At 39.1% G+C, this 23,835-nt stretch carries 23 protein-coding genes and 1 pseudogene; 15 read left to right on the top strand and 9 right to left on the bottom strand.

Features of this window, described 5'->3' with window-relative positions; genetic code table 11:
- Positions 1-46 precede the first annotated feature (46 nt).
- The 8 genes from Q1K78_RS07795 (at position 47) to Q1K78_RS07830 (ending at position 8,681) form a co-directional block, all read left to right on the top strand.
- Positions 47-742, top strand: a complete 696-nt coding sequence (locus tag Q1K78_RS07795) for a response regulator transcription factor (protein WP_300176386.1) — start codon at positions 47-49, stop codon at positions 740-742.
- A gap of 249 nt (positions 743-991) precedes the next feature.
- A complete protein-coding gene (gene betI / locus Q1K78_RS07800) occupies positions 992-1,600 on the top strand; it encodes a transcriptional regulator BetI (RefSeq protein WP_300176389.1) in 609 nt (202 codons plus the stop codon).
- 23 nt (positions 1,601-1,623) lie between these two features.
- A complete protein-coding gene (betB, locus tag Q1K78_RS07805) occupies positions 1,624-3,084 on the top strand; it encodes a betaine-aldehyde dehydrogenase (protein ID WP_300176392.1) in 1,461 nt (486 codons plus the stop codon).
- 59 nt (positions 3,085-3,143) lie between these two features.
- A complete protein-coding gene (gene betA, locus Q1K78_RS07810) occupies positions 3,144-4,844 on the top strand; it encodes a choline dehydrogenase (protein WP_300176395.1) in 1,701 nt (566 codons plus the stop codon).
- A gap of 77 nt (positions 4,845-4,921) precedes the next feature.
- Positions 4,922-5,863, top strand: coding sequence for a choline ABC transporter substrate-binding protein (locus tag Q1K78_RS07815; protein ID WP_300176398.1), 942 nt, complete (start codon positions 4,922-4,924; stop codon positions 5,861-5,863).
- Between the two features lie 45 nt (positions 5,864-5,908).
- Complete coding sequence (gene choW / locus Q1K78_RS07820) at positions 5,909-6,751, top strand: choline ABC transporter permease subunit (protein WP_045104423.1); 843 nt, start codon at positions 5,909-5,911, stop codon at positions 6,749-6,751.
- A gap of 2 nt (positions 6,752-6,753) precedes the next feature.
- Positions 6,754-7,941 carry a choline ABC transporter ATP-binding protein gene (gene choV, locus Q1K78_RS07825; protein WP_300176406.1) on the top strand — a complete coding sequence of 396 codons (1,188 nt, stop codon included), beginning with the start codon at positions 6,754-6,756 and terminating at the stop codon, positions 7,939-7,941.
- Between the two features lie 266 nt (positions 7,942-8,207).
- A complete protein-coding gene (locus Q1K78_RS07830) occupies positions 8,208-8,681 on the top strand; it encodes a MarR family transcriptional regulator (RefSeq protein ID WP_065609880.1) in 474 nt (157 codons plus the stop codon).
- Between the two features lie 149 nt (positions 8,682-8,830).
- Here the strand turns inward: Q1K78_RS07830 and Q1K78_RS07835 are convergent, their stop codons facing one another.
- On the bottom strand, positions 8,831-9,727 hold the full coding sequence (locus Q1K78_RS07835; protein ID WP_300176411.1) for a LysR substrate-binding domain-containing protein: 897 nt from the start codon (positions 9,725-9,727) through the stop codon (positions 8,831-8,833).
- A gap of 128 nt (positions 9,728-9,855) precedes the next feature.
- Here Q1K78_RS07835 and Q1K78_RS07840 point away from each other — a divergent pair, with 128 nt between their 5' ends.
- Together Q1K78_RS07840 and Q1K78_RS07845 are read left to right on the top strand one after the other, a co-directional pair.
- On the top strand, positions 9,856-10,527 hold the full coding sequence (locus Q1K78_RS07840; protein ID WP_300176413.1) for a cupin domain-containing protein: 672 nt from the start codon (positions 9,856-9,858) through the stop codon (positions 10,525-10,527).
- Between the two features lie 12 nt (positions 10,528-10,539).
- Positions 10,540-11,646: an FAD-dependent oxidoreductase gene (locus Q1K78_RS07845; RefSeq protein WP_300176416.1), complete on the top strand. Its 1,107-nt coding sequence runs from the start codon at positions 10,540-10,542 to the stop codon at positions 11,644-11,646.
- A gap of 68 nt (positions 11,647-11,714) precedes the next feature.
- On the opposite strand, the gene pepE is transcribed toward Q1K78_RS07845, so the two are convergent.
- Positions 11,715-12,452 (bottom strand): dipeptidase PepE, encoded by a 738-nt coding sequence (gene pepE / locus Q1K78_RS07850; protein WP_012552222.1) that lies wholly within the window; start codon positions 12,450-12,452, stop codon positions 11,715-11,717.
- A 314-nt stretch (positions 12,453-12,766) separates the two neighbouring features.
- Between pepE and Q1K78_RS07855 the strand changes: the two genes are divergently transcribed.
- Positions 12,767-13,624: a PA4780 family RIO1-like protein kinase gene (locus Q1K78_RS07855; RefSeq protein ID WP_300176424.1), complete on the top strand. Its 858-nt coding sequence runs from the start codon at positions 12,767-12,769 to the stop codon at positions 13,622-13,624.
- 77 nt (positions 13,625-13,701) lie between these two features.
- On the opposite strand, the gene Q1K78_RS07860 is transcribed toward Q1K78_RS07855, so the two are convergent.
- On the bottom strand, positions 13,702-14,784 hold the full coding sequence (locus tag Q1K78_RS07860; RefSeq protein WP_300176428.1) for an AI-2E family transporter: 1,083 nt from the start codon (positions 14,782-14,784) through the stop codon (positions 13,702-13,704).
- 93 nt (positions 14,785-14,877) lie between these two features.
- Positions 14,878-14,985: pseudogene (locus Q1K78_RS07865) on the bottom strand (EamA family transporter); the annotation flags it as partial.
- 225 nt (positions 14,986-15,210) lie between these two features.
- On the opposite strand from Q1K78_RS07865, the gene Q1K78_RS07870 reads away from it, so the two are divergent.
- Positions 15,211-17,097 carry a methyl-accepting chemotaxis protein gene (locus Q1K78_RS07870; RefSeq protein ID WP_300176431.1) on the top strand — a complete coding sequence of 629 codons (1,887 nt, stop codon included), beginning with the start codon at positions 15,211-15,213 and terminating at the stop codon, positions 17,095-17,097.
- A gap of 28 nt (positions 17,098-17,125) precedes the next feature.
- On the opposite strand, the gene Q1K78_RS07875 is transcribed toward Q1K78_RS07870, so the two are convergent.
- Positions 17,126-17,296 (bottom strand): hypothetical protein, encoded by a 171-nt coding sequence (locus Q1K78_RS07875; protein WP_300176434.1) that lies wholly within the window; start codon positions 17,294-17,296, stop codon positions 17,126-17,128.
- Positions 17,297-17,455: 159 nt separating this feature from the next.
- Here Q1K78_RS07875 and Q1K78_RS07880 point away from each other — a divergent pair, with 159 nt between their 5' ends.
- Positions 17,456-18,343, top strand: a complete 888-nt coding sequence (locus tag Q1K78_RS07880; RefSeq protein WP_300176437.1) for a LysR family transcriptional regulator — start codon at positions 17,456-17,458, stop codon at positions 18,341-18,343.
- A gap of 518 nt (positions 18,344-18,861) precedes the next feature.
- Here Q1K78_RS07880 and Q1K78_RS07885 read toward each other — a convergent pair.
- Positions 18,862-19,071 (bottom strand): hypothetical protein, encoded by a 210-nt coding sequence (locus Q1K78_RS07885; protein ID WP_300176440.1) that lies wholly within the window; start codon positions 19,069-19,071, stop codon positions 18,862-18,864.
- Positions 19,072-19,370: 299 nt separating this feature from the next.
- Positions 19,371-19,580, bottom strand: a complete 210-nt coding sequence (locus Q1K78_RS07890) for a cold-shock protein (RefSeq protein ID WP_012552262.1) — start codon at positions 19,578-19,580, stop codon at positions 19,371-19,373.
- A 481-nt stretch (positions 19,581-20,061) separates the two neighbouring features.
- Between Q1K78_RS07890 and Q1K78_RS07895 the strand changes: the two genes are divergently transcribed.
- Positions 20,062-20,277, top strand: a complete 216-nt coding sequence (locus tag Q1K78_RS07895) for a hypothetical protein (protein ID WP_300176457.1) — start codon at positions 20,062-20,064, stop codon at positions 20,275-20,277.
- A 56-nt stretch (positions 20,278-20,333) separates the two neighbouring features.
- On the opposite strand, the gene Q1K78_RS07900 is transcribed toward Q1K78_RS07895, so the two are convergent.
- Complete coding sequence (locus Q1K78_RS07900; RefSeq protein WP_300176460.1) at positions 20,334-21,938, bottom strand: mechanosensitive ion channel family protein; 1,605 nt, start codon at positions 21,936-21,938, stop codon at positions 20,334-20,336.
- A gap of 289 nt (positions 21,939-22,227) precedes the next feature.
- Entirely contained in the window at positions 22,228-22,749 is a 522-nt protein-coding gene (locus tag Q1K78_RS07905; RefSeq protein WP_300176463.1) for an NAD(P)H-dependent oxidoreductase, read from the bottom strand.
- Between the two features lie 176 nt (positions 22,750-22,925).
- Between Q1K78_RS07905 and Q1K78_RS07910 the strand changes: the two genes are divergently transcribed.
- The gene (locus tag Q1K78_RS07910; protein WP_300176466.1) at positions 22,926-23,828 is read left to right on the top strand and encodes a LysR family transcriptional regulator; all 903 of its coding nucleotides are present in this window, start codon (positions 22,926-22,928) and stop codon (positions 23,826-23,828) included.
- Positions 23,829-23,835 lie beyond the last annotated feature (7 nt).

Below are 23,835 nucleotides of genomic sequence, written 5' to 3' on the forward strand. Positions count from 1 at the left end.
CAACATGATATAATCAAAATATGAACTATCAGTTTCGGAATAAGTTATGTATGACCATAAAAATAATTTAAAACACATACTCCTAATTGGTGACAACTGCATTAACAACCAGTTTATACAACGAGAAATAGAAAAATACAGTGATTTTTCTTTCAATAGAGAATGTATTTTTGGTATTGAGCACTCACGTAATCATAAAAAATTTGATGTCGTTCTCATTAACTACTTACTCTTGAGCGATATCAAAGATATCAACATCACCATATCAAAACTAGAGCCAAGTAAATGGGTGATTTATGATGTCCCTGAAGATATTACAGGACAAAGTATTGCTGTAATGCAATTATTCAATGTATTTAATTTAAAAGGGATAATTTATCAAAATGCACCTATTGAGCACCTTACACGTTGTTTGAAAGCGGTATGTGACGACGATTTGTGGCTACCGAGAAAATTAATGTCACATATTTTATCCAATGCACGCTCGTATACTGTCAAGTCGGAGGCAATACTGTCCGGCCTAACCAAAAGAGAGATTCAAATATTTAAACGAGTCATTAGAGGAGATTCAAATTTAGAAATATCAAGCGACCTATTTATTTCAGAAAGTACGGTAAAAACGCACGTATATAACATCTATAAAAAAATCAACGTTACTAACCGAAAAGAAGCAATAAAGAAAGCAAATTTTATCAATAGCTTAGGACCTATTATACAACCAGATGTAAAATTTAAAGCATGACTATAAAAAAATTATTGTTCACATCACTCAAAATAATTATACCTCAAATAGTTATAGTTCAAATATTAATATTTCCGACATAATAATTAACAAATGAACAACCAGAGGTAACTAACTGTTTTAACGCAATTAAAATAAACAATCAGCACAAAAAAGCAAAACCCCAACAAAATAATAGTTTGAACTCTAACTAAATATCTGTCATTTTATAATTAATTGAACGTTCAATAAAAAATAAAAGGACAGCAAATGCCCAAGGTAGGGATGCCTGACATACGAAAACCACAACTCGTCAAAGCGACAATGACCGTTATTGGTCGTGTCGGTCTACACGCAGCGAGCATTGCTTTAATTAGTAAAGAGGCTGGTGTATCAACAGGGATCATAAATCACTATTTCGGCGGTAAGCACGGACTACTTGAAGAAACCATGCGTGAGATCCTTCGCCAACTCTCCAATACCATTACATCTCAATTAAAATCCTTACCTGTTGACGCTCATCAACTACGCATCAATGCCATTATCAATGGTAATTTTGAAGGCTATCAAGCAGAAAACGAAGTCGCTAAAACGTGGCTCGCGTTCTGGTCTTACTCGATGCATAACGCTCAATTAAAGCGTTTACAGCGTGTAAATGAAAAACGACTGCTGTCTCATTTGAAAATTGAATTAAAAAAAATGTTTAATTATCAGCAAGCTGATCTCGTTGCTCACGGGATAGCGTCTTTAATTGATGGTATATGGCTAAGAGGCACATTGAACCCTGAAGGCATTGACGCAAATAAAGCACGTACCGTCATTAACGATTACCTTGAAAAACAACTCTCATTTTATTCAAAAAATAAAAACCACTCATAATAATTATTAAGTCAGAGATTAAAATGGAAATGAATTCGTTATACATCGATGGTCAGTCTATTCAGGCAACGTCTGGAGAAAGCTTCACTAGCATTAATCCTGCTAATGGCGAACCCATTGCACAGCTAGGCCAAGCCTCTCAAGCCGATCTTGAGCTTGCTATTGAATCGGCAAAGCGTGGTTTCGCGGTATGGTCTGCCATGACCGCCATTGAACGCAGCCGTATTCTTCTCAACGCCGTAAAAATACTTAGAGAACGAAACAATGACCTTGCAATGCTTGAGGTTATGGATACCGGTAAACCACTTCAAGAAGCAGTAGAAGTTGATGTAGCGTCTGGTGCGGATGTGATTGAATATTTCGCTGGGTTGGTTCCTGCAATGCAAGGTAACCAACAACCACTGGGTGAAAGCCAATTTTTTTACACTCGTCGTGAGCCACTTGGTATTTGTGCTGGCATCGGTGCGTGGAACTACCCTATCCAGATCGCCATGTGGAAATCAGCACCGGCATTAGCGGCGGGTAATGCGATGATCTTCAAACCGTCAGAAGAAACGCCCTTAACGGCACTGAAACTGGCCGAAATATTTACTGAAGCGGGATTGCCAGATGGCGTGTTCAACGTCGTTCAAGGTGATTATCGTGTTGGTCAAATGCTGACTGCACACCCTGATATCGCAAAAGTATCTTTCACAGGTGAAACAGGAACAGGCAAAGCAGTCATGACTGACAGTGCAAAAACACTAAAATCAGTCACAATGGAGCTTGGCGGAAAATCACCAATGGTCGTCTTTGATGACGCAAAATTGGATGATGCCGTATCCGCAGCGATGGTGGCAAACTTCTACACTCAAGGTGAAGTTTGTACTAATGGTACTCGTGTTTTTGTTCATGAAAGCCTTTATGACGAGTTCATTAGCCAGCTTAAAGTTCGTACTGAAAAACTGATTGTCGGTGACCCAATGGACATCGAAACCCAAGTCGGTGCGCTCATTTCAAAAGCGCATTTAGCAAAAGTATTAGAGGCCATTGAGCAAGCCAAACAGTCAGGTGCAACCCTGCTTACTGGCGGCTATCAAGTGACCGACAAAGGATTAGAAAACGGTAACTTTGTGCTTCCTACCGTCTTTGTAAATTGCGAAGACGATATGCCACACGTTCAACAAGAGATCTTTGGCCCTGTTATGTCTGTCCTTAAATTCACAAACGAAGACGAGGTTATTCGCCGCGCAAACGACACTAAATATGGGCTTGCTGCCGGTATTTTCACTCAAAACTTATCACGAGCTCACCGAGTTATTCATCAAATGCAAGCGGGGATTTGTTGGGTAAACACGTGGGGAGACTCTCCTGCAGAAATGCCAGTAGGCGGTTATAAACATTCGGGTGTTGGACGTGAAAACGGCCCTGAAACGCTACTGCATTACACGCAAACCAAAAGCATATTAATAGAGCTTGGTGATTTCGCTAGCCCTTACGCTTAATTTGCCCTTCCAATAAAAACGTCTAGCCCTACGCGCTAGACGTCACGGAGAATACAGACATGGAACAACGCTACGATTATATTATCGTCGGCGCGGGTTCGGCCGGCTGTGTGTTAGCGGATAGGCTAACAGAGAGCGGTCAACACAGCGTTTTATTATTAGAAGCAGGCGGTACGGATAAGAGTATTTTTATCCAAATGCCGACGGCTCTTTCTTACCCTATGAACTCTGAAAAGTACGCATGGCAGTTCGAGACCCAACAAGAATCAGGACTCGATGGACGTCAATTGCACTGCCCTCGCGGTAAAGTACTTGGTGGAAGCTCATCGATCAACGGCATGGTTTATGTTCGTGGACACGCCTGTGATTATGACGAATGGGAAGAGAATGGCGCGACAGGCTGGAACTACCAAGCCTGCTTACCTTACTTTCGTAAAGCAGAAACATGGAGTAAAGGTGCTGATCAATATCGCGGAGGCGAAGGCCCTTTAGGTACGTGTAATGGCAATGACATGACACTTAATCCTCTATATCAAGCCTTCATCAATGCAGGTAAAGACGCAGGATACCCAGAAACATCAGACTACAACGGGTATCAACAAGAAGGTTTTGGCCCAATGCACATGACGGTAGATAAAGGCGTTAGAGCCTCTACCTCAAACGCGTATCTTCGTCGTGCTTTAAAGCGTCCTAACTTAACGCTAATGAAAAGCATTGTCGCAAGAAAAATTCTACTTGAAGACAAGAAAGCCATCGGTATTGAGTTTGAAAAATCAGGAAAAATTATCAATGTGCATGCGAATAAAGAAGTCATTTCAAGTGCAGGTTCAATTGGCTCAGTTCAATTACTTCAACTGTCAGGCATAGGTCCAAAAGCCGTCTTAGAAAACGCAGGTGTAGAAGTTAAACATCCGCTTTCCGGCGTTGGTGAAAACCTGCAAGATCACCTTGAGATTTACTTCCAATATCATTGTAAAGAACCTATTACGCTTAACAGTAAACTGGGCTTGGTAAGTAAAGGCTTAATAGGCACCGAATGGATATTAACTCGCAAAGGGTTAGGCGCAACAAACCACTTTGAATCGTGTGCTTTTATTCGCTCTCGCAAAGGTTTGAAATGGCCCAATCTTCAATACCACTTCCTACCTGCGGCGATGCGTTATGACGGACAAGCCGCATTTGATGGCCATGGATTTCAAGTTCATGTTGGTCCAAATAAACCAGAAAGCCGCGGAACCGTGTCAATTACCTCTTCTGATCCACACGCGAAGCCAAATATCATTTTTAACTACATATCAACCGAAGGTGACCGTCAAGATTGGCGCGATTGCATTCGCCTTACTCGTGAAATTCTCTCTCAACCCTCAATGGATGCATTCCGTGGTGAAGAAATTCAACCGGGTATTGAGGTCACGTCTGACGAGGCGATTGATGAATGGGTTAAGCAAAATGTAGAAAGTGCTTACCACCCTTCTTGTGGCTGCAAAATGGGCAATAAAGAAGACCCAATGGCTGTACTCGATGAACAGTGCCGCGTACGTGGAATTACGAATTTACGCGTTGTCGATTCTTCTGCATTCCCAACCATTCCGAACGGAAACTTAAATGCACCCACCATTATGGTTGCAGAACGTGCCGCCGATTTCATTCTTGGCAACCCTATGCTCACAGGGGAGCACGCCCCCGTTTGGATAGCACCAGAATGGGAAGAGAAACAACGAATAAACGCACCAATAAGAGAAGCAAACACGCTTTCTTAAATAATAAGAAACACAAAAAATACAGTCAGCAGCGCCGTTATACCCAATGGCGAAAGGAATCATTACAAGGAATTATTATGTCACTTACAAAAAAGACACTTGCCACATTAGCGATCAGCTCATTCGCTTTTAACGTATATGCAAATCAATGTGAAACCGTTCGTTTTGCAGATGTCGGTTGGACAGACATCACCGCAACAACCGCTGTAACCTCTGAACTACTTAAAGGCATGGGCTATAAAACTAAAACCGATCTTCTTTCTGTTCCCGTCACTTACTCTTCAATGGCAAATGGCGACATTGATGTCTTCTTAGGTAACTGGATGCCAACCATGGAAGGGGATATCGCTAAATACCGTGAAGCGGGCACAGTAGAAACCGTTCGTGCCAATTTAGAAGGCGCTAAATACACACTTGCCGTACCAAAATATGTGTACGACGCAGGCGTTACAAGCTTTGCAGATTTAGCTAAAAATGCCGACAAGTTCAAAGACCGTATCTACGGAATCGAACCGGGTAACGATGGCAACCGCATTATCCAATCCATGATTGATACTGACGCGTTTGGTCTTAAAGACTTCAGTGTTGTTGAATCAAGTGAAGCAGGTATGGTTTCTCAAGTATCACGCGCCGTTCGTCGCAGTCAATGGATAGTCTATTTAGGCTGGGCTCCACACCCAATGAACAGCAATGTTGAAATGGAATATCTATCAGGTGGCGATGACTTCTTTGGTGCCAACTATGGCGGCGCAAGCGTGTATACCAACGTTCGATCGAATTACCTTTCTGAATGTAAAAATGTTGGACAGTTATTACAAAATCTAGCGTTCAGTCTTGAGATGGAGAATGAATTGATGGAAAACATTCTAAATCAAAAAATGACGCCAGAGAAAGCGGCTCAACAGTGGTTAAACAAAAATCCACAACAAGTAAAAGCATGGCTTGAGAATGTGAAATCACTGCAAGGTGACGCCGCAAATAAATCAGTTACTGAATACCTAAAACAAGTTAAAGCTTAATCAATAATGGTGGGTTTCGGCCCACCAGTCATTTAAGGAAATATTGTGAATTTTATTACTGAGCACAAAATCCCTGTTGGGCAATGGATGGAAACAGGCGTTGACTGGTTAACTATCAATGCCGCTGGTTTTTTTGATGCCATTTCATTTTTTCTAGAAACTATTATCCTATTTTTAGTCGATGTATTTAAATGGATGCCACCTGCGCTTCCTATTCTTATGACCGCTGCTATTGCGTGGTATTTACACAGAAAACCATCATTAGTGATTTTTGTCGTCGTCGCATTACTCACTATTCTAAACCTTGGCTATTGGCAAGAAATGCTGGAAACCTTTGTCCTTGTTTTTGCAGCGACAACGATTTCCGTATTAATTGGCGTACCGATTGGGATAATGGCCGCACACCGACCTTGGCTCTATACCGTACTAAGACCAATCCTTGATTTAATGCAAACCGTACCCACGTTCGTGTACTTAATTCCAACGTTAGTGTTGTTTGGTTTAGGCATTGTTCCGGGCTTAATTTCTACCATTATTTTTGCTATCGCCGCCCCTATTCGTCTTACGTATCTTGGTGTTACAAAAGTGCCGGGAGAGTTAATTGAAGCAGGCAAAGCGTTTGGTGCAAGCCGCATGAAATTATTACTCAAAGTCGAATTACCCGCCGCCCTACCGAGCATAATGGCCGGCATTACCCAGTGTATTATGTTGTCATTATCGATGGTTGTTATCGCGGCACTCGTAGGGGCCGACGGCTTAGGTAAACCCGTGGTTCGAGCGCTTAACACCGTTAATATCTCACAAGGTTTTGAAGCAGGATTAGCCATTGTTCTTGTCGCTATTATTCTTGACCGCTTATGTAAAGCACCGAATCAGAAGGAAGTATAACCATGGATGCAATTACTATTAAAAACCTCGATGTGGTGTTTGGAAAAAAAACTAAACAAGCGTTGGAATTATTAGACCAAGGGAAAACTCGCCAAGAGATTATCGACGAGATAGGCCAAGTTGTCGGTGTTGATAATGTCTCTCTTTCAGTTAAAGAAGGCGAGATTTGCGTTCTAATGGGATTATCCGGTTCAGGTAAATCAAGTCTGCTTCGCGCCGTTAACGGATTAAACGAAGTAAGCCGCGGTGAGCTCATGATTAAGAATGGCGACAAACTTGTCGATGTCGCTCTGTGTGATGAAGAAACCTTACGCCATTTACGTACTCAACGTGTTTCGATGGTTTTCCAAAACTTTGCATTAATGCCATGGCTTACTGTGCTTGATAACGTCGCTTTTGGTTTAGAAATGCAAGGCATCGCAAAAAATGAACGCCGAGCAAGAGCACGTGAACAAATTGAAATGGTTGGCCTTGCTGAATGGGAAATGAAATACCCTCATGAACTTTCAGGCGGTATGCAACAACGGGTTGGTTTAGCCCGAGCGTTTACGATGGATACCGACATTCTATTAATGGATGAACCATTTTCGGCACTTGACCCTCTTATTCGATCTCAGCTTCAAGATGAACTTCTTCTATTACAAACAAAGCTAAATAAAACCATTTTATTTGTTAGCCATGATTTAGATGAAGCGTTAAAAATTGGCAATAACATTGCTATCATGGAATCGGGTAAATTAATTCAGCACGGTAAACCAGAAGACATCGTGCTTAACCCGAAAACAGAATACGTGAAAGATTTTGTGGCTCACACAAATCCATTGAATGTATTAAAAGGCCGCTCATTAATGCAGCCTCTCGATTCGCTTAAGCAAGAAAATGACTGTTGGAAGATTTGTGATGCTAAAAATCTTTGGGTAAATCAACACCAAGGTAAATTGAACATTGAAGGTCAGCCAACGCTCACTTTAATTCAATGGGATGAATCAACGACAGATCTGTCTTTAATCAATCATTCAACATTGGTTATCGCAAGCCCAGAAATTGGTATGCGCGATGCGATAAAACTAAAACAACTCAGTAATCACCCAATTTTACTGGTTGAACATAGTCAATTAGTTGGCATTTTAGATAACAGTGAATTCTATAGCGCACTGATTGGTGACTTTACATTACATAGCGCCGCGTAATACCGAAGTAAAGGGTGAGTATTCTCACCTTTTACTCTCTAAGTTTTAAAAAACACCTGAATAATGTCACTTCTCCTGAATATCTCGCACAAATCAACTATCTTAAAGTAATGGTATCGTGTTGTTAGACCTCAATTGAGAAAAAAAACAACAATGGATAAGCAAGCAATACGAGAAAAGATTGAGAATAGTACGAACATCAGTACAATGCGGAAATCAACAACGTTGTAAACCATCAATTTTACATTTATACAAAGGTCTGTTACGTGGATAAACATGAAGAAGTTTTGGTCGCTATTCGTCAGATAATTCGAGCTATCGATTTACAATCGAAAAAACTGAGTAAAGAATATGGATTAACAGGTCCTCAACTTATTTTAATGCGTGCGATTCAAAGCATGCATAATGTAACGATCAAAGAACTGTCAAAACATACAAACGTAAGCCAAGCAACCACCACGACTATTATCGATCGCTTAGAGCATAATGGTTACGTTCAACGTATCCGTAGCGAATCTGATAGACGAAAAGTACATGCTAATTTGACTGAAAAAGGGGAAGAGTTACTTAGTAAAGCCCCACTGTCTTTACAAGATAACTTTGTGAACAAGTACCATAATTTAGAATCGTGGGAACAAAGCCTTATACTGTCTTCAATGCAGCGTGTATCTTCAATGATGAACGCAGAAGACATTGATGCAGCCCCTGTATTACAACTTGAAAGTATTGCAAAGATCTAACGTTCTCATTCCGATTATCGAGATAACGTTCAGTTAAAATAAAAAAGCCTCTAATTAAAGAGGCTTTTTTGTTGCGTAGAAAATAGAGATACACCCTTACTCACTTGTACTTTGGGGATATTTGTTTTGTCTTAATTTGATTTTTGATATCAAACTTGACTTAATAACCAACGCTTAAATACCGCAACCTTTTCATTAGACACTGCACTCGGTTTCCAAACGATGTAATAAGCTAATTCGATATTACATTGCAATTCAGGAAAAGGCTGTACTAAACGCCCCCCATCCAGATCCTCTTGTACCAACACACTTCGGCCTAATGCCACCCCTTGTCCACTTATCGCCGCCTGTATAACAGAGGCTGAATTATTTATTTTCAATCCTTTATCTGTATTTACATTGTAAATTTCATTCTGTTCAAACCAACCACCCCACGAAGGAAAACCACTCTCTTTAGGTAAAGAAAGATCATGCAGTAATGGAAAATCAACCAATGAACCCACGCTATTCAATCCTTTCTTTAACAGCTCAGGAGAACAAACCGGAAAAACAGACTCGGTCATTAACAAGATTTTATCTAGCCCTTCCCACTCCCCTTTACCATAGCGAACACCAATATCAATGCTCTCAGCAAGGTAATCAACGGTTCTAATATTGGTATCTAATCTCAGATCCCATTCAGGATGTAATGTTTGGAAGTCATCAATGCGCATTAATAACCATTTCGCGGCAAACGCAGGGCTGACCGCCACGGTTAAAATAGTATTCACTTCTGCTGGCTTTAATAAAGCTAACCCTTGAGATAAATGCTCAAAACCACGAGTGATTTCAGGTAACCCCAGCAAGGCTTCTTTGGTTAATACTAACCGTGACACCCCAGAGGAACGCCTTTCAAACAAAGGGATCCCTAACCATTCTTCTAACAACTTCACTTGTTGGCCAATGGCAGCAGGCGTGACATTCAATTCTTTTGCCGCTAAAGAAAAGCTCAAGTGACGAGCAGAGGCTTCAAACGCTTTCAAGCCATTTAGATGATTTATTTTCATTTCTAACCTTAACCTCAACTCTTAACATTAAAGAAAATCTTTAGCGAAAGTATAGGAGTTCTGGTTTGTTACACCTAGAAAAAAATAACACAATAGATTTAATTATTCGCCATTCACGCAGGTTTATCATGAAACTACATACTGACTTATCACTACAAGCGAATGCTTTTTTCACGGCATCAACATGGATCCCATCCCCTATTAAAGAGGTGACTCGTAAGATGTTAGAGCGTGATGGTGGTGAGATCGCAACAGCTACCTCTTTAGTACGTTATGAATCTGACAGTTATTTTTCTTCTCATGTTCATACTGGCGGCGAAGAGTTTTTAGTATTAGAAGGGATTTTTGCAGACGAGCATGGTAACTACCCTGTTGGTACTTACATGCGCAACCCAGTAGGAACGTCACACGCTCCGGTTGTGAAAGATGGCTGCATGATTTTAGTCAAGCTAGGGCAATACCAAGACGGTGACAACACACCCGTTCATATTGATACCCAAACTCAGCCTTTTAACAACGACTCGACACGTCATGGGGTTCAATTTCAACTATTACACACCTTTAAACATGAGGTAGTTCGCCTTGAGCAATGGCAAGCCAATCAGACCATTGAACTTGAAAACCAAGGTGGAATAGAAATACTGGTCATTGATGGATCATTTACCTATGAGAACATCAGCTATGAAAAATTTGACTGGCTTCGCTTGCCTATTGGCGACTCATTGCAAGCAACCATCGGGCAGAACGACTGTACAGTCTGGATAAAAACAGGCCACCACTTACACCAAATTCAAGCATAAGCGAGAGATAAAATGAAAACAGAGTATCTGATTGTTGGTGCCGGTTTAAGTGGATTATACATGGCACATCAACTTGAAAAAATGGGAAAAGAGTATCGAGTCATTGAAGCGAGAGATCGCATTGGAGGCAGAATTTTATCGTCGCCTATTTTATCTTCATCAACGATATTATCTCCGTTAGATAGCGTTGACATGGGGCCATCTTGGTTTTGGCCACAAATGCATCCACGTATTACGCAACTTATCGATGACTTAATGTTGCCTATTTTCCCACAGTACTCTCAAGGCGATTATTTACTCGAGAACCAACAAAACAGCGCACCAATACGTTATGACTCTGGGTTTGAGCAATCTCCTACCTCCATGAGAATTGCGGGCGGTATGCAAAGTGTTGTTGATGCGCTACTCGCCTCTTTACCTTCTCATCGAGTGCAACTAAATAGCACGGTGACTCATGTGAGATCTCAAGAAAACAATCACTCTTCTGTTATTTTGATGCACAACAGTCAACCAGAGACGATTGAAACGGCTCATGTGATTTTTGCCATGCCGTTACGCCTCTTAGCTGACCGTGTTGCTTTCACACCAAGCTTGCCGACAGAAACAACGCAACATTTTAGCTCTACAACAACATGGATGGCGGCACACGCAAAGTTTTTTGCTATTTATGACACGCCTTTCTGGAGAGAAGAGGGATTATCAGGCTCTGCCAGCAGCCGCATAGGGCCATTAGTCGAAATCCATGATGCCAGTACGTTTGATGGCGTTGGCGCTTTATTTGGCTTTGTCGGTGTCGATGCTGCAACTCGTAAGAAAGCAGGAGAGGCAATAATAAAACAAGCCGCAGTAGAACAATTGACTCGAATTTTTGGTGAGAAAGCCAGTCACCCGATTGATATAAAGCTAATTGATTGGAGCCAAGAAATTCATACTGCCACCCTTGACGATCATCAAGCACCGACAGCTCATCCTCGTTATGGCTTATCTTCATCAACTAAGGCCTTAAGCAACTTACATTGGTACTTTGCAGGAACAGAGGCAGCGCAAGATAATGGGGGCTATTTAGAAGGCGCATTAGAGGCCGCTGATGTGGTTATTGCAGAACTCAATCTAGATTAAAAATAAAAAGGCCAAGTTATCGAGTAACTTGGCCTCCTCTTAATCTATCGCTTTACGACAAACATAAATTAACAGCTGTGTTCCATTAAGAATTGAACATCATCTTCTGCACTGTAATACACAGGATCTTTACCATACGAGAATAACTTCAACGATTTCTCATTGGCAGTATGGTAGCTTAACTTACCGTCAAGAATATGCAGCCATGTGCCTTCAGGGATCCCAACAACCGGTTCGTGTTTATTGATTTCTAAAAATTCTTGAATACGTTCATCACGCGTTTCACCAAAGTGCCCTTCAACAGACGCTTCTAAATAGTGCGGATTAATTTGAAATGGCACTAAGTTTAGCGAAGGAAGAATCGCCCCTGTGATAATTGGCATATCATTCGTCGTACGGATCGTTGGGCAACCAATGTTTGTGCCCGCACTCCAACCAATGTATGGGATACCCTTATCCAATACGGCTTTTCTTATTGGACCAACAAGCCCTAAATCATGCAATGTTTTATTTAATACCCATGTATTACCGCCACTCACCAAAATCCCATCGGCTTCTTGAATCGTTTTTACAGGGTCTTCTGAACGGTGCAGACCCGTTACTTTACAATCTAGACCTAAGTGATCAAACGTCTGTTGAACCAAAGCAACACGGTCATCGTGGCTAGAACGAATTACCGCGTAAGGGATAAGTACTAAATTCTTTGCTTTAGTACGTTGAATTTGCTCAACAATTGCTTCACTCGCAAATTCCATTACGTAGTTGTTACCAGAAATTTTGCCGTTACTTAATAATAAAATATCCATTGGTACTGCCTTATGTCTATTTAACATCACTGTTTACTTCTATCCAATTCAAGTAAAATAAGTGATAGAATTACGAAAGATGTAAAAACCATATCAGAAATAACAGCGTTAAAACTTGTGTTAGATCGTATCTGTAGTCTATAAATTAAGCCTAAATTAAAAGAAATCTCGGCTTCATCACATACAAGACAGAAAATAACTTATCACCAAAACTTGTGACAAAGCAGAATATAGGCATAATGCCCTTTATATTACGTATTATAAAAAATCACGTCACACTTTGCGACGTTACCTACACTCATATTGAAGGTGCAATGAAAATACCAAACAGATTACTGCCATTAGTTGAAGATGGTTTAATAGATGAAGTTCAAACCCAATTAATGAGTGGCAAAGAAGCGGATGTCTACATCGTCCGTAGTGGCGACGATATTAAATGTGCCAAAGTTTATAAAGAAATTGAGCAACGTAGCTTTAAACAAGCCGTTGCCTATCGCGAAGGCCGAAAAGTAAAAAATAGCCGTCGAGCACGTGCGATGGAGAAAGGCTCAAAATTCGGCCGAGACGAACAAGAGAAAGTATGGCAAAACGCTGAAATTGATGCACTGTATAAACTGTCAGCTGCTGGAGTTCGAGTACCACAACCTTATGGTTGTTTTGATGGTGTATTATTGATGGAACTCGTCACTGATGATGAAGGCTCTGTAGCCCCTCGTCTTAACGATATTTCATTAAGTAAAGAACAAGCATTACGCGATCACGATTTAATGATCCAATACGTCACTCGTATGCTATGCGTCGGCATCATACACGGTGATTTATCTGAATTTAACGTGTTAGTTGATCATCTTGGCCCTGTCATTATCGATTTACCTCAAGCCGTTGATGCATCAGCAAATAATAACGCTAAATGGATGTTAGAGCGTGATGTCAACAATATGACCACATACTATGGCCAATATGCTCCTGAGCTGCTTGGTACTGAATATGCCAAAGAAATGTGGGCTCTATATGAAGTTGGTGAATTAACGCCGCATACAGTACTAACAGGCGTATTTATTGATGATGGCGAAGATGCCGATGTTGATGGATTAATGGCTGAAATTAACGCTGTGATGGAAGAAGCTCGCTTACGTAAAGAGCGTCAACTTGAAGATCAAGAGTTCGATTAACTGATAAGCTACATACTCAATGCTTTTATTGGCAGATGATGGATTATCTGCCAATATCATTCCCTCCCAAAAAAACTTTAAGCATCCTGTTCTACATTTTCTTCAGCTTCATTATTTAACCAAACGGTAAATAACTGATACGTTAAACTCAGTATCACTGCCCCTACAAATAAACCAACAATACCTGACATCGCCATACCACCTAAAGCGCCTAGCAAAATAACGATCATAGGTATATGAGAGCCTCGGCTTAATAATATCGGTTTTAAAAATGCATCGCTGCTGCTTACCAACACACACCAAATTGAGAACAGAACCGCAGGCGCTGTCGTATCAACACTGAACACATAAAAAATAACAGGTAGCAGTATTAAAATTGGCGGCAGTTGAATAATCGCAAATACAAGCACTAAGAAAATCAACAAACCCAACGCTGGCGTAGGAATACCAATCACAGCCATACCTAACCCTGCTAATGTGGTCTGTATGACGGCAACCCCTATTACCCCTTGAACCACGCTTCTTATTGTTTTAGTCGACAGTTTCGTTAACGCTTCACCATGAGATCCAGTTAAGCGGTTTGAAACTAAAATAAAGGCTTGCTCGCACTTCGCTGCATGAGACATAAAAACACCGGCAATAATAGTCGATACAATAAATTGAATAAAACCACCGCCCAACGAACCGACAATTGAAGCCGCTTTACTGGCAACGACTTTCACTTCAGCACTGTATTTAAATAACAGGCTTTCAAGATTTGACGAGGCTAATGACATAAAGGAATAGACTTCGTTTCCAATAATCGGCCAGTCTTGCATACTTGCTTTTGGCTTAGGGATCGCTATCGTTCCATCTTGATAGCCTAAAAACAATTCAGTTCCACTCGTGTAAATCCCTGTAGATAGAGCAACCAATGGAACCAATAACAGTAAAACACCGATAATGGTTAAAATAATACTGATCTTACTCTCACTCAGTCTGGTTTTTCTATTAAAAAAGGCCACTATTGGGTATAAGGCGGTAGCGATAATACCGCCCCATACCATCAATAAGAGGAAAGGTTTTAATATAGACAAGCACCATAAAACCAGAACCGAAATGGCACTAATTTTGATAAAGGCATCAATCGCTTGATTAGAAAAATTATGATCTAGTTTCATGAACGTTCCTTGTTACAAAAAGGGAGAGTTTTACTTATTTAGGTGTACAAAAATCAAAAAATCAATTCTTCTCTTTGGTAAACCACCAGCATTCATGCCTGTTAGCAATAGATCAACAGCTGCACTGCTTGTCATCACTATAGCATCTTCATCACTGACTGCGTACTTACCCCATAGCGCTAATGCCATTGCAATAAAAAAAGCAGCAGCGCTACTTTACCATTTAAATAAAAATTATATTCATAATATAAATGGCACGGAGAATGCTTGATAGATATACAAGTCAAATACTTATTTCATTCCTATTATTATCTTCAATGTAATATTTATGACATGATTCATTTTGGATCTTAAATTTATTATTACAAAGTTTGAATATCACTATTCACCAAATCATCACTACGTAACTAAAAAGATGGAACTCACATGTTAAAAAATTTATCACTTAAAAACAAACTAGCTATATCAGCTAGTGCTGCAATTATACTCGGAGGAGTATTAGTTGAAGCCCTATCATTTAATGCCTCTTTAGGGCGTTTAGATACTGAAGTAACACAACGTTTAGAAAGTACGACAGCTTCGTACAATCAATACGTGACCGATTGGATTTTATCTAAAGAACGCGCATTAACCTCACTGCCTCAAGAAGCAAATGCTGATGCCATTGCTGTTCATTTAAAACAAGTTCGTGATTCTGCAAAATTTGATAATGTATTCCTTGCTTACCCGGATGGTTCTCAAGCTAATGCAAATAGTGTGATCCTTCCACCTGGTAATGATGATCCAAGAAAATGGGGTTGGTACACAAACGCTGTTGCCGCACCTTCAAAAGTATTTATGGATAATCCAACCGTTGCCGCAGCAACAGGGGCAAATGTTGTTTCTTTAGGAAAAGCGTTAAATCTTCATGGTCAGCAAGTGGTTCTTGGCGCCGATGTTGAGATCACCGATATCCTAAACAGCATGAAAAAAGTCATTATTCCTGGTGAAGGGTTTATGTTTATTGCGAATAATAAAGGCAATATTTTTACTCATCCAAATACAAAGCTATTAAATAAATCAGTCTCTACTTTAGGCTTAGATTTTTCAACGATTCAACAGGCAACAAATAGTAACTCTGACATATCTATTGAATTAGATGGTGAGAAATACATTATATATGCTCAAAAAATTGATGACACAAGTTTAATTACAGTGAGCATAATTAATTATGATTCGCTAGTTGCCCCTCTATTTGATGCCATATCAGGTCAGATGCTGGTAACAACAATTGTTGTCATTATTTGTACGTTATTATTCAACCTACTATGTAATATTCTATTTCGTCCACTGAATAATGTATCTCAAGCGCTAGCTCAAATAGCCAATGGCAGTGGTGATTTAACGCAACGAATTCATGTTGAAAATAAAGACGAAGTTGGTGAGCTTGCCAACAACTTCAATATTTTTGTTGAAAGCTTACAACAGCTTATTCAGCATGTTCGTCTACAATCTCAACAATTAACAGAAGGTTCAGAGCAAAGTACTAACCGAGCAAACAATTCAGTTAAAGAACTTAATCTTCAACAACAAGAAATCACAATGGTTGCCACTGCGGTAACTGAAATGGCATCAGCCACTCGTGAAATAGCCTCTCATGCTGAGCAAACCGCAGAAGCTGCTCAAAACTCATCAAGCAGTACTCACAAAGGTCGCTCTCTTGTTATTGAAACAAAAGCATCAATCAATAACCTAGCAAATGAAGTCAATGAAGCAAGCATGGTAATCAGTGAGCTTCAGCAGCACTCTCAAGAGATCAATACTGTATTGGCAACGATTCAAGGTATCGCTGAACAAACGAATTTATTAGCACTGAATGCCGCGATTGAAGCCGCACGAGCAGGAGAGCAAGGGCGTGGCTTTGCCGTTGTTGCTGACGAAGTTCGAGTATTATCACAACGCACTCATACTTCAACAGAAGAGATTAAATCGACGATTGATATCCTTCAACAAACGACAAGTCGCGCAGTTAACTTAATGCAAAGTAGCTCTAAGTTGGCAAATAGTTCAGTAGAAGATGCAGATAGAGCAGCACTGGCACTAGAAGAAATTAGCTCATCAGTGACTTTAATCAGCGACATGGCGACTCAAATTGCGACAGCCGCTGAAGAGCAAACCCACGTAACTGGCGAGATAACTCAAAATGTCACATCCATTAAAGATGTCACAGACCTACTTGTTATCGATTCAACTGATAGTTTAGCTCAATCCCATTCTCTCAAAGAGCAAGCCGCTAATTTAAGTGAAAAAGTCGCTACCTTTAAGCTTTCATAATAACCGCCCTAAATGGTAGGAGTGATGTTTAACTCACCACTTCTACCGTTTTATGTTGAGGGCCTAAATACGTCCCTTCATCTATCAGATAACGTAGCGATTCTTCACACTCAGGACACTCAAAAATCTCATTCGGTTCAATGGCTTCCTCTTCAACCCACTCCCAGCCAATATGCTCTTCACAGCTTGGACATTCCATTTATATTTCTCATAAAAAAATTTCCACGAGTATAATATCAATCTGATCAGAATATTTAAATATTCTGATCACTAAGCACATAAAGTTATCAGTTATTTTTAATCTCATAATATTTTGTTATATTGAAACCTAAGAAAATAACGACTAATTTGGTGATTTATGCTTAACCCTCTATGGCTTAATACATTTTGTACTTTGGTTGATGTTGGCCACTTTACTCAAACGGCAGAACAGCTATACATGACTCAGCCAGGCGTAAGTCAACACATCAAAAAATTAGAAAACGCCTGTGGTTATGATTTATTAAAGCGGGAAGGTAAAAGTGTTGATCTAACCGAACAAGGTCGTTTGGTTTATGATTTTGCAAGACAACAACAACACAATACCGCCAACTTAATTGAAACTCTAAGTTTTGATGACCCACATAAGGGGTTATGTAAACTGTCTTGTTCTGGCGCCTTAGCGCTATCGCTTTATCCTGAATGTATCGATTTACAAAAGACACACCCGAATTTAACGACCTCTTTAGAAGCGGCTCCTAATCATAAAATATTAGAGGATATACAACGCGGAATCATTGATATTGGCATTGTAACCCATAGCCCAACACCTAGTTTATTTCATAGCGAAGAATTAACCGAAGAGCCTCTTTGTTTAGCATTACCAAAATGCTACAAAAATACACCGATTACCCTTGAAGTATTGATGTCCTGCGGGTTAATTAAACATCCAGACGCAGAGCATTATTTATCACTCTATTTTGATTATTGTAAAGATAAGGCGTTAGAGAAAGGGAATGCAAATGAATTTCCAGTAGCAAGTTATATCAATCAATTGAGCCAAATTTTATTACCTATCGCTCAAGGTATTGGCTTTACCGTACTGCCACAAAGCGCCATTGATGCCTTTACGGATAAAGACAACTTATATATTCATACTCCAACACAACTGGTTATGGAACGCTTGTTTTTGGTTCAAAAACGAAATCGAGAGTTACCAAAGCGATATCAGACATTGATAAAAAAAATAAAAAAGACATTGATATAGATAGGCTTAGATAGGCTTAGATAGGATGGATAAACTTTCAGTTTAAAAAATACAAAACGCTAAAACCAAAAAACTCCTGACGGTCAGGAGTTTTGTTTTTTTACCACTTTTTAGCCGTGTCTTTTGCAGTGTCTTTCCAATATTGAATTCGCGCACGTTGCAATTGGGCTCTTCTTGTTCTTTTCATAAGATACTTCCTTTAATCACTCGCTCATCTTTGAGCTGCTGTCATAAATTTCAATGACCCAACCAATTTATAGTAGAGTTAATCATTTAGCGAGGATCAAGATCACGAATATTTAAAAGTACTGCGTATTTTTACTTATATTTCATGATCCAAGTAACATTTAAGCCAATATTAAACTAAAGGCTTTTTTACACGATGTGAAAATTGATTTGATTCGCCATAAAGAATCATCATCTTTCTTTAAGAATATCAATACGCTGTGATTTATCATTGTTTTTATAATTAATTAAAGAGTAATCACTACGCTTAATTTTCTAGCAGAAGGGGGCAATTAAAACGAAATTAAAAAATCGCCAATAGGTTGATTATAACTATTGGTAATGCTTCCTTTACCGGTATCCTCACAGTATGAAAAATCGATATCAAATGAGTCTAGTTCGCCTTTCATTAGTATATTACGTAATAATACATCACTGTTTAGTTGATGAATTAACGCGTTCCATGAAACATTATTTTTGAAAATAGTAAAATTTACTTGCATTTAGTACCTTTGGTTTTATAAAAAAGAAATTTTTAATGCTTAGTCTGATTAAAAACTATAACTAGGCTAAAAATTATTTTAAATAGAGTAATATATTGATGTTACAGAAAAATGATTTGATTAAAACGAAGATAGTAGAAGTAACTAAGAGATGTTATGACAAGTACAAAAGCAGGAGCAGGAGCAGGAGCAGATGTTTGAAATGTTTTTATATCTTACAGAGTAGAACTAAATCGAGCATTAATAAAATTTAAAAGTGGCGCAGATGGTACTAGACCACCTGCGCAACTTATTTGAAATTAAGCAGCTACAACGTTAGCAGCTTGAGGGCCTTTTTGGCCTTGCTCAACTTCAAAAGAAACTTTTTGGCCTTCAGCAAGAGTTTTGAAACCCTCTGAAGCGATAGCACGGAAATGTACGAATACGTCAGCGCCGCCGTTATCTTGAGTGATAAAACCGAAACCTTTCTCTTCGTTAAACCATTTAACGATACCAGTTGTTTTAGACATGTAATGTCCCTTATATTTAAATTCATAAAAAATCGCATAGTGCGATGTGCTTAGAGCTTGAATTATTAAATGTGACTACAAAGCTAAGGGAAACACTGAGAATAACGACATTACGAAGAAATACTAAGGCTTACTTTTACTTGATGTTCATTAACAACCCTGAGCAACAGAGCGAGATAAATAATACCCTAACACCAAAGATTGTAAAGCTTTTTCTTCAATGTATTTAATTTATTCTTAAATTCCATACGTTACATTCACTAAATGATTTACTTCCTTTGTGGCCCGATCAAACCAAAAGAACATAAATCTCTAGACCACAAGCATTCTTTTCTCCCAAAAAACCATAAGATTAGAAGCAGTTATTGACACAAAACTGTAATCTAACATTACTAAGAAAATCCATTAAATTAGGCTCCACTTTGGTTATGATGACCTTATTCATCAACAACCATTCCCTATCATAGCGGAGCATTTACGCATGAAAAAAATTGTCCCTTTCATCTTACTCGCCTTTTTCAGCCTACGTTTATTTGCTTCTGTTGGCCCTCATATTCAGCAATTAGAGCATGATAGTTTCACTATTTTACGTTCAGTACTGATTGTCAGTTCAATATGCTTCGTTATCTCTCTATTAGTTAAAAAATTCAAAAAACCATCCCCAATAACAATAAAAACAGATGATATCTCAGAATAATGACTAAAAAAAAGAGCGACCAATCGGCCGCTCTTTTTAACTACATATCACTATAATTATGCTTCATGCTTGTATACATGCACATCTCGTTGTGGGAATGGGATACTAACGCCTTCAGCATCGAAACGCTTCTTAACGGCCTCAGTTACTTCCCAATATACATTCCAGTAGTCATCTGTTTTCACCCATGGACGAACAATAAAATCAACGGATGACTCATTAAGAGTATGCAACTTAACCATATGCTCAGGTGATTTTAATACCGCTGGATGATTCGATAAAATATCATTAAAGATAGCTTTTGCTTTCTCTATATCATCTTGGTAACCAATACCAAAAACCATATCAACACGACGTTCAGTTTCAATAGTGACATTTTTAATCACATCACCCCAAATTTTATTGTTCGGGAAAATAAGGTTCTGGTTATCAACCGTTTTAATTGTTGTTGACACTAAGTTCATCCGGTTTACCTTACCTACAACCCCACCAAGATCAACAAGATCACCCACATCAAATGGGCGATAAATTAAAATCATCATGCCCGAAGCAAAATTAGATAAGGTATCTTTTAATGCAAAACCAATCACTACACCAGCAACACCAAAGCCCGTTAATAATGGACCTAAGTTGATCCCAATCTGAGACAGAGCAATCAAAACACCAATCATCATTACAAACTTTGAGCCCATCGACACAAAGAAATCTTGCATCAAATGGCTAAACTTCATTTTTGAATGAGACACACTTTTCTTAATAGCAACCTTAGCAAGGCGAGAAAGAAAACTAGAAATCCAAAGAATAACTGCAAAAATAATGAGTTTAACAATAATAGAAGGCCCATTTTCTACAGCCCAATTTTTAAAGCCAGTTACCCACTCTTCTGTTAAACCATACGCAACACTAACGTCTAATACATCACTATTTATATCACCAGTAATAGAAAATATTAATTGCTTATACTTTGTAATATCAACACCATTCTCTTCCATTAATGCTGTTGTCGCTTCTAAACTTGCTACCATTAATGAGATACGCTCAGTCATTGTCACTGCCGCTTGCTTTAATTTTTCTTTTTGTTCAGCAGAAGCAAATTTCAAACGTTGATCAATATCATTTCGTTGAGAGTCAATATAATGAATGACGTTGAATAATAAATCAGCACGCGTTTCTAACTCTTTTAAAATCGTTTGCTCTTCATTCATGAAATCAATATGTAAAGATTTACCCCATGCCAACGTTTCAAAAGCCTCAACGTAATATTGATCCATCATCGTTAGGCGTTTTTGAGCCGCAAATTCTAAATCTGCTTTTTCATCACCGCTTGCTTTTCTTGATGCCTTAGTAAGGCGAACAAGCTCTTTTTGACTGTAAGCTAATAAATGGTTCACTAATATCATCTCAGAGCGAACAGCAGTAGCTAAAGCAGGTGTTTTAATATCGTCTTGAATTTTTACAGAAATCTCATTTCTAATGCCTTCATTTTTACGACGAAGTACATCTTCAAAAAAGAGTTTATCGGCAGGATCAGCAGTGGATAATTGAACTAAACGTTCTTGTAAATTCTGCTGTGTTACTTTCATTTCATCAATGCTTTGTGCATAAGTTGGAGTAATAAAACTAACCATCAATAATAGCGAAGCGATATATTTCTTAATCATAAAAAAACGTCCTATATAAATCATGATTATATAATAATCCAAGCGTATCTATTCTGTGCTATATCTATTGTGAATAATAGTATCAAGTGATGAAAGGCTGTTCATTTGTTGGGATTTTGTGAGCTATAAAAGAAGTGTCTGATTCTGTTGTGGAGAATTTATGTGTCAATTTATGAATACTATTATTAGCTTTTCACTCCTTCGTTATAAGCCAACAAACAAAAACGCACTCATCAAATGATAAATACGTTCTCAAATTCAATTTTCAATATCGGCGTAAAGCGTAATCTTATAAGCCAGTAACTATCGCTTTTAGTTGGTTGACAAGATCATCATTACGCAGCTCACCCTTTTCCATATCAAAATTATCATAAAAGCTTGGGATAGAAAGTGATCCTTTTACGTCTGCTGCGAAATAAGGAGCAGAACCAGTCGCCGCAGCCAATACTGTTGCAGCACCACCAGGACCGGGAGAGGTCGCTAGCATCACAACAGGCTTGCCTTGGTATACCTTCATATTAATGCGAGACGTCCAATCAAATACATTTTTAAATGCTGCTGCATATGAACCATTATGTTCTGCATAAGAAATAACAATCACATCCGCTTCACCTAGTTTTTGGAAAAAACGCTGTGCAGGTTCTGGCTGCCCTAATTCTTTCTCTTTATCTTCACTAAAGATAGGCATTTCGAAATCATTTAAATCTAACACTTCAACATCACCATTCGGCACTAGACCGGCTGCGTAAGTTGCCAATTGTTTGTTAATTGATGTTGAACTGCTGCTTGCTGCTAATGCTAAAATTTTCATAGGAGTACCTTCATATTCGATAAAGTAAAAAGAGTAATTAATACTCTACTCTTTTCAAATTTATTGTTCTTGTTTGCGATGGAGTAACTATAGTTCATCCACGAACTTTAATTAATAACCCAAATGTGCAATGATTGTTTCCATATGACTTATAATATAGGTGTGAGTAGATAAATATGGCCTTTAATTCAGCACTATTTGATGGCATGGTTATTTTTGTTGAGGTCGTGACTAGTGGCAGTTTTACACAAGCCGCACACAGTAGCGGACATTCAACATCCTACATCAGCAAAGAAATAGGAAAGCTAGAAGAACGTCTCGGCATTCGCTTATTACATCGCACGACACGAACCCTGCGATTAACCCCTGAAGGAGAATTGTATTTTCAACAATGCCAACAATTGATTGAAGATGCACAAATGGCTGAGAATTCCGTTACTGGCCAACAATCGACACCAAAAGGTCGCCTTAAAGTAAGTTGCCCTGTTGGTTTTGCCCTTTCTCGTTTGCGTCCTATTCTTGGTAAATTTGCTGATCGCTACCCAGATATCACATTAGAGCTCGATTTAAATGATCGTAAAATAGATATTGTGGCAGAAGGGTTTGATATGGCAATTCGAGCATCTCATCAACTTGAAGACTCTAGCTTAATCAGTCGTCGATTTTTAAGCTCACAAGCCGTGGTTATCGCCTCTCCTGATTACTTAAAGAAGTACGGTGCTCCGCTTCATCCTTTAGAACTCACCAATCATAGAACCATTGGCTATGCTTATGTAAAACAAGGGGCGGTATGGGATTTTATCGATAAGGAAAATAAAGAGCTACCTGTTCCACTTCAAAGCCAAGTGATTACTAATAACTCATTTATGGAATTGTCTTTATGTATTGCGGGCCAAGGGATAACTCGCATTCCCAAATTCCACTTAACTGACGAGTTAGAAACTGGAAAATTGGTTGAACTGTTTTCAGACTACCCCAAACTGACGATTGATGTGTTTTTTGTGTATCCCAGCCGTAAACATATGTCAGCCAAGGTGCGCTGCTTTTTAGATTTCATCACTGAGCACCTTGGTGAATAGTATAAAA

The organism is uncultured Aliivibrio sp. (assembly GCF_946479765.1).
GTDB lineage: Bacteria > Pseudomonadota > Gammaproteobacteria > Enterobacterales > Vibrionaceae > Aliivibrio.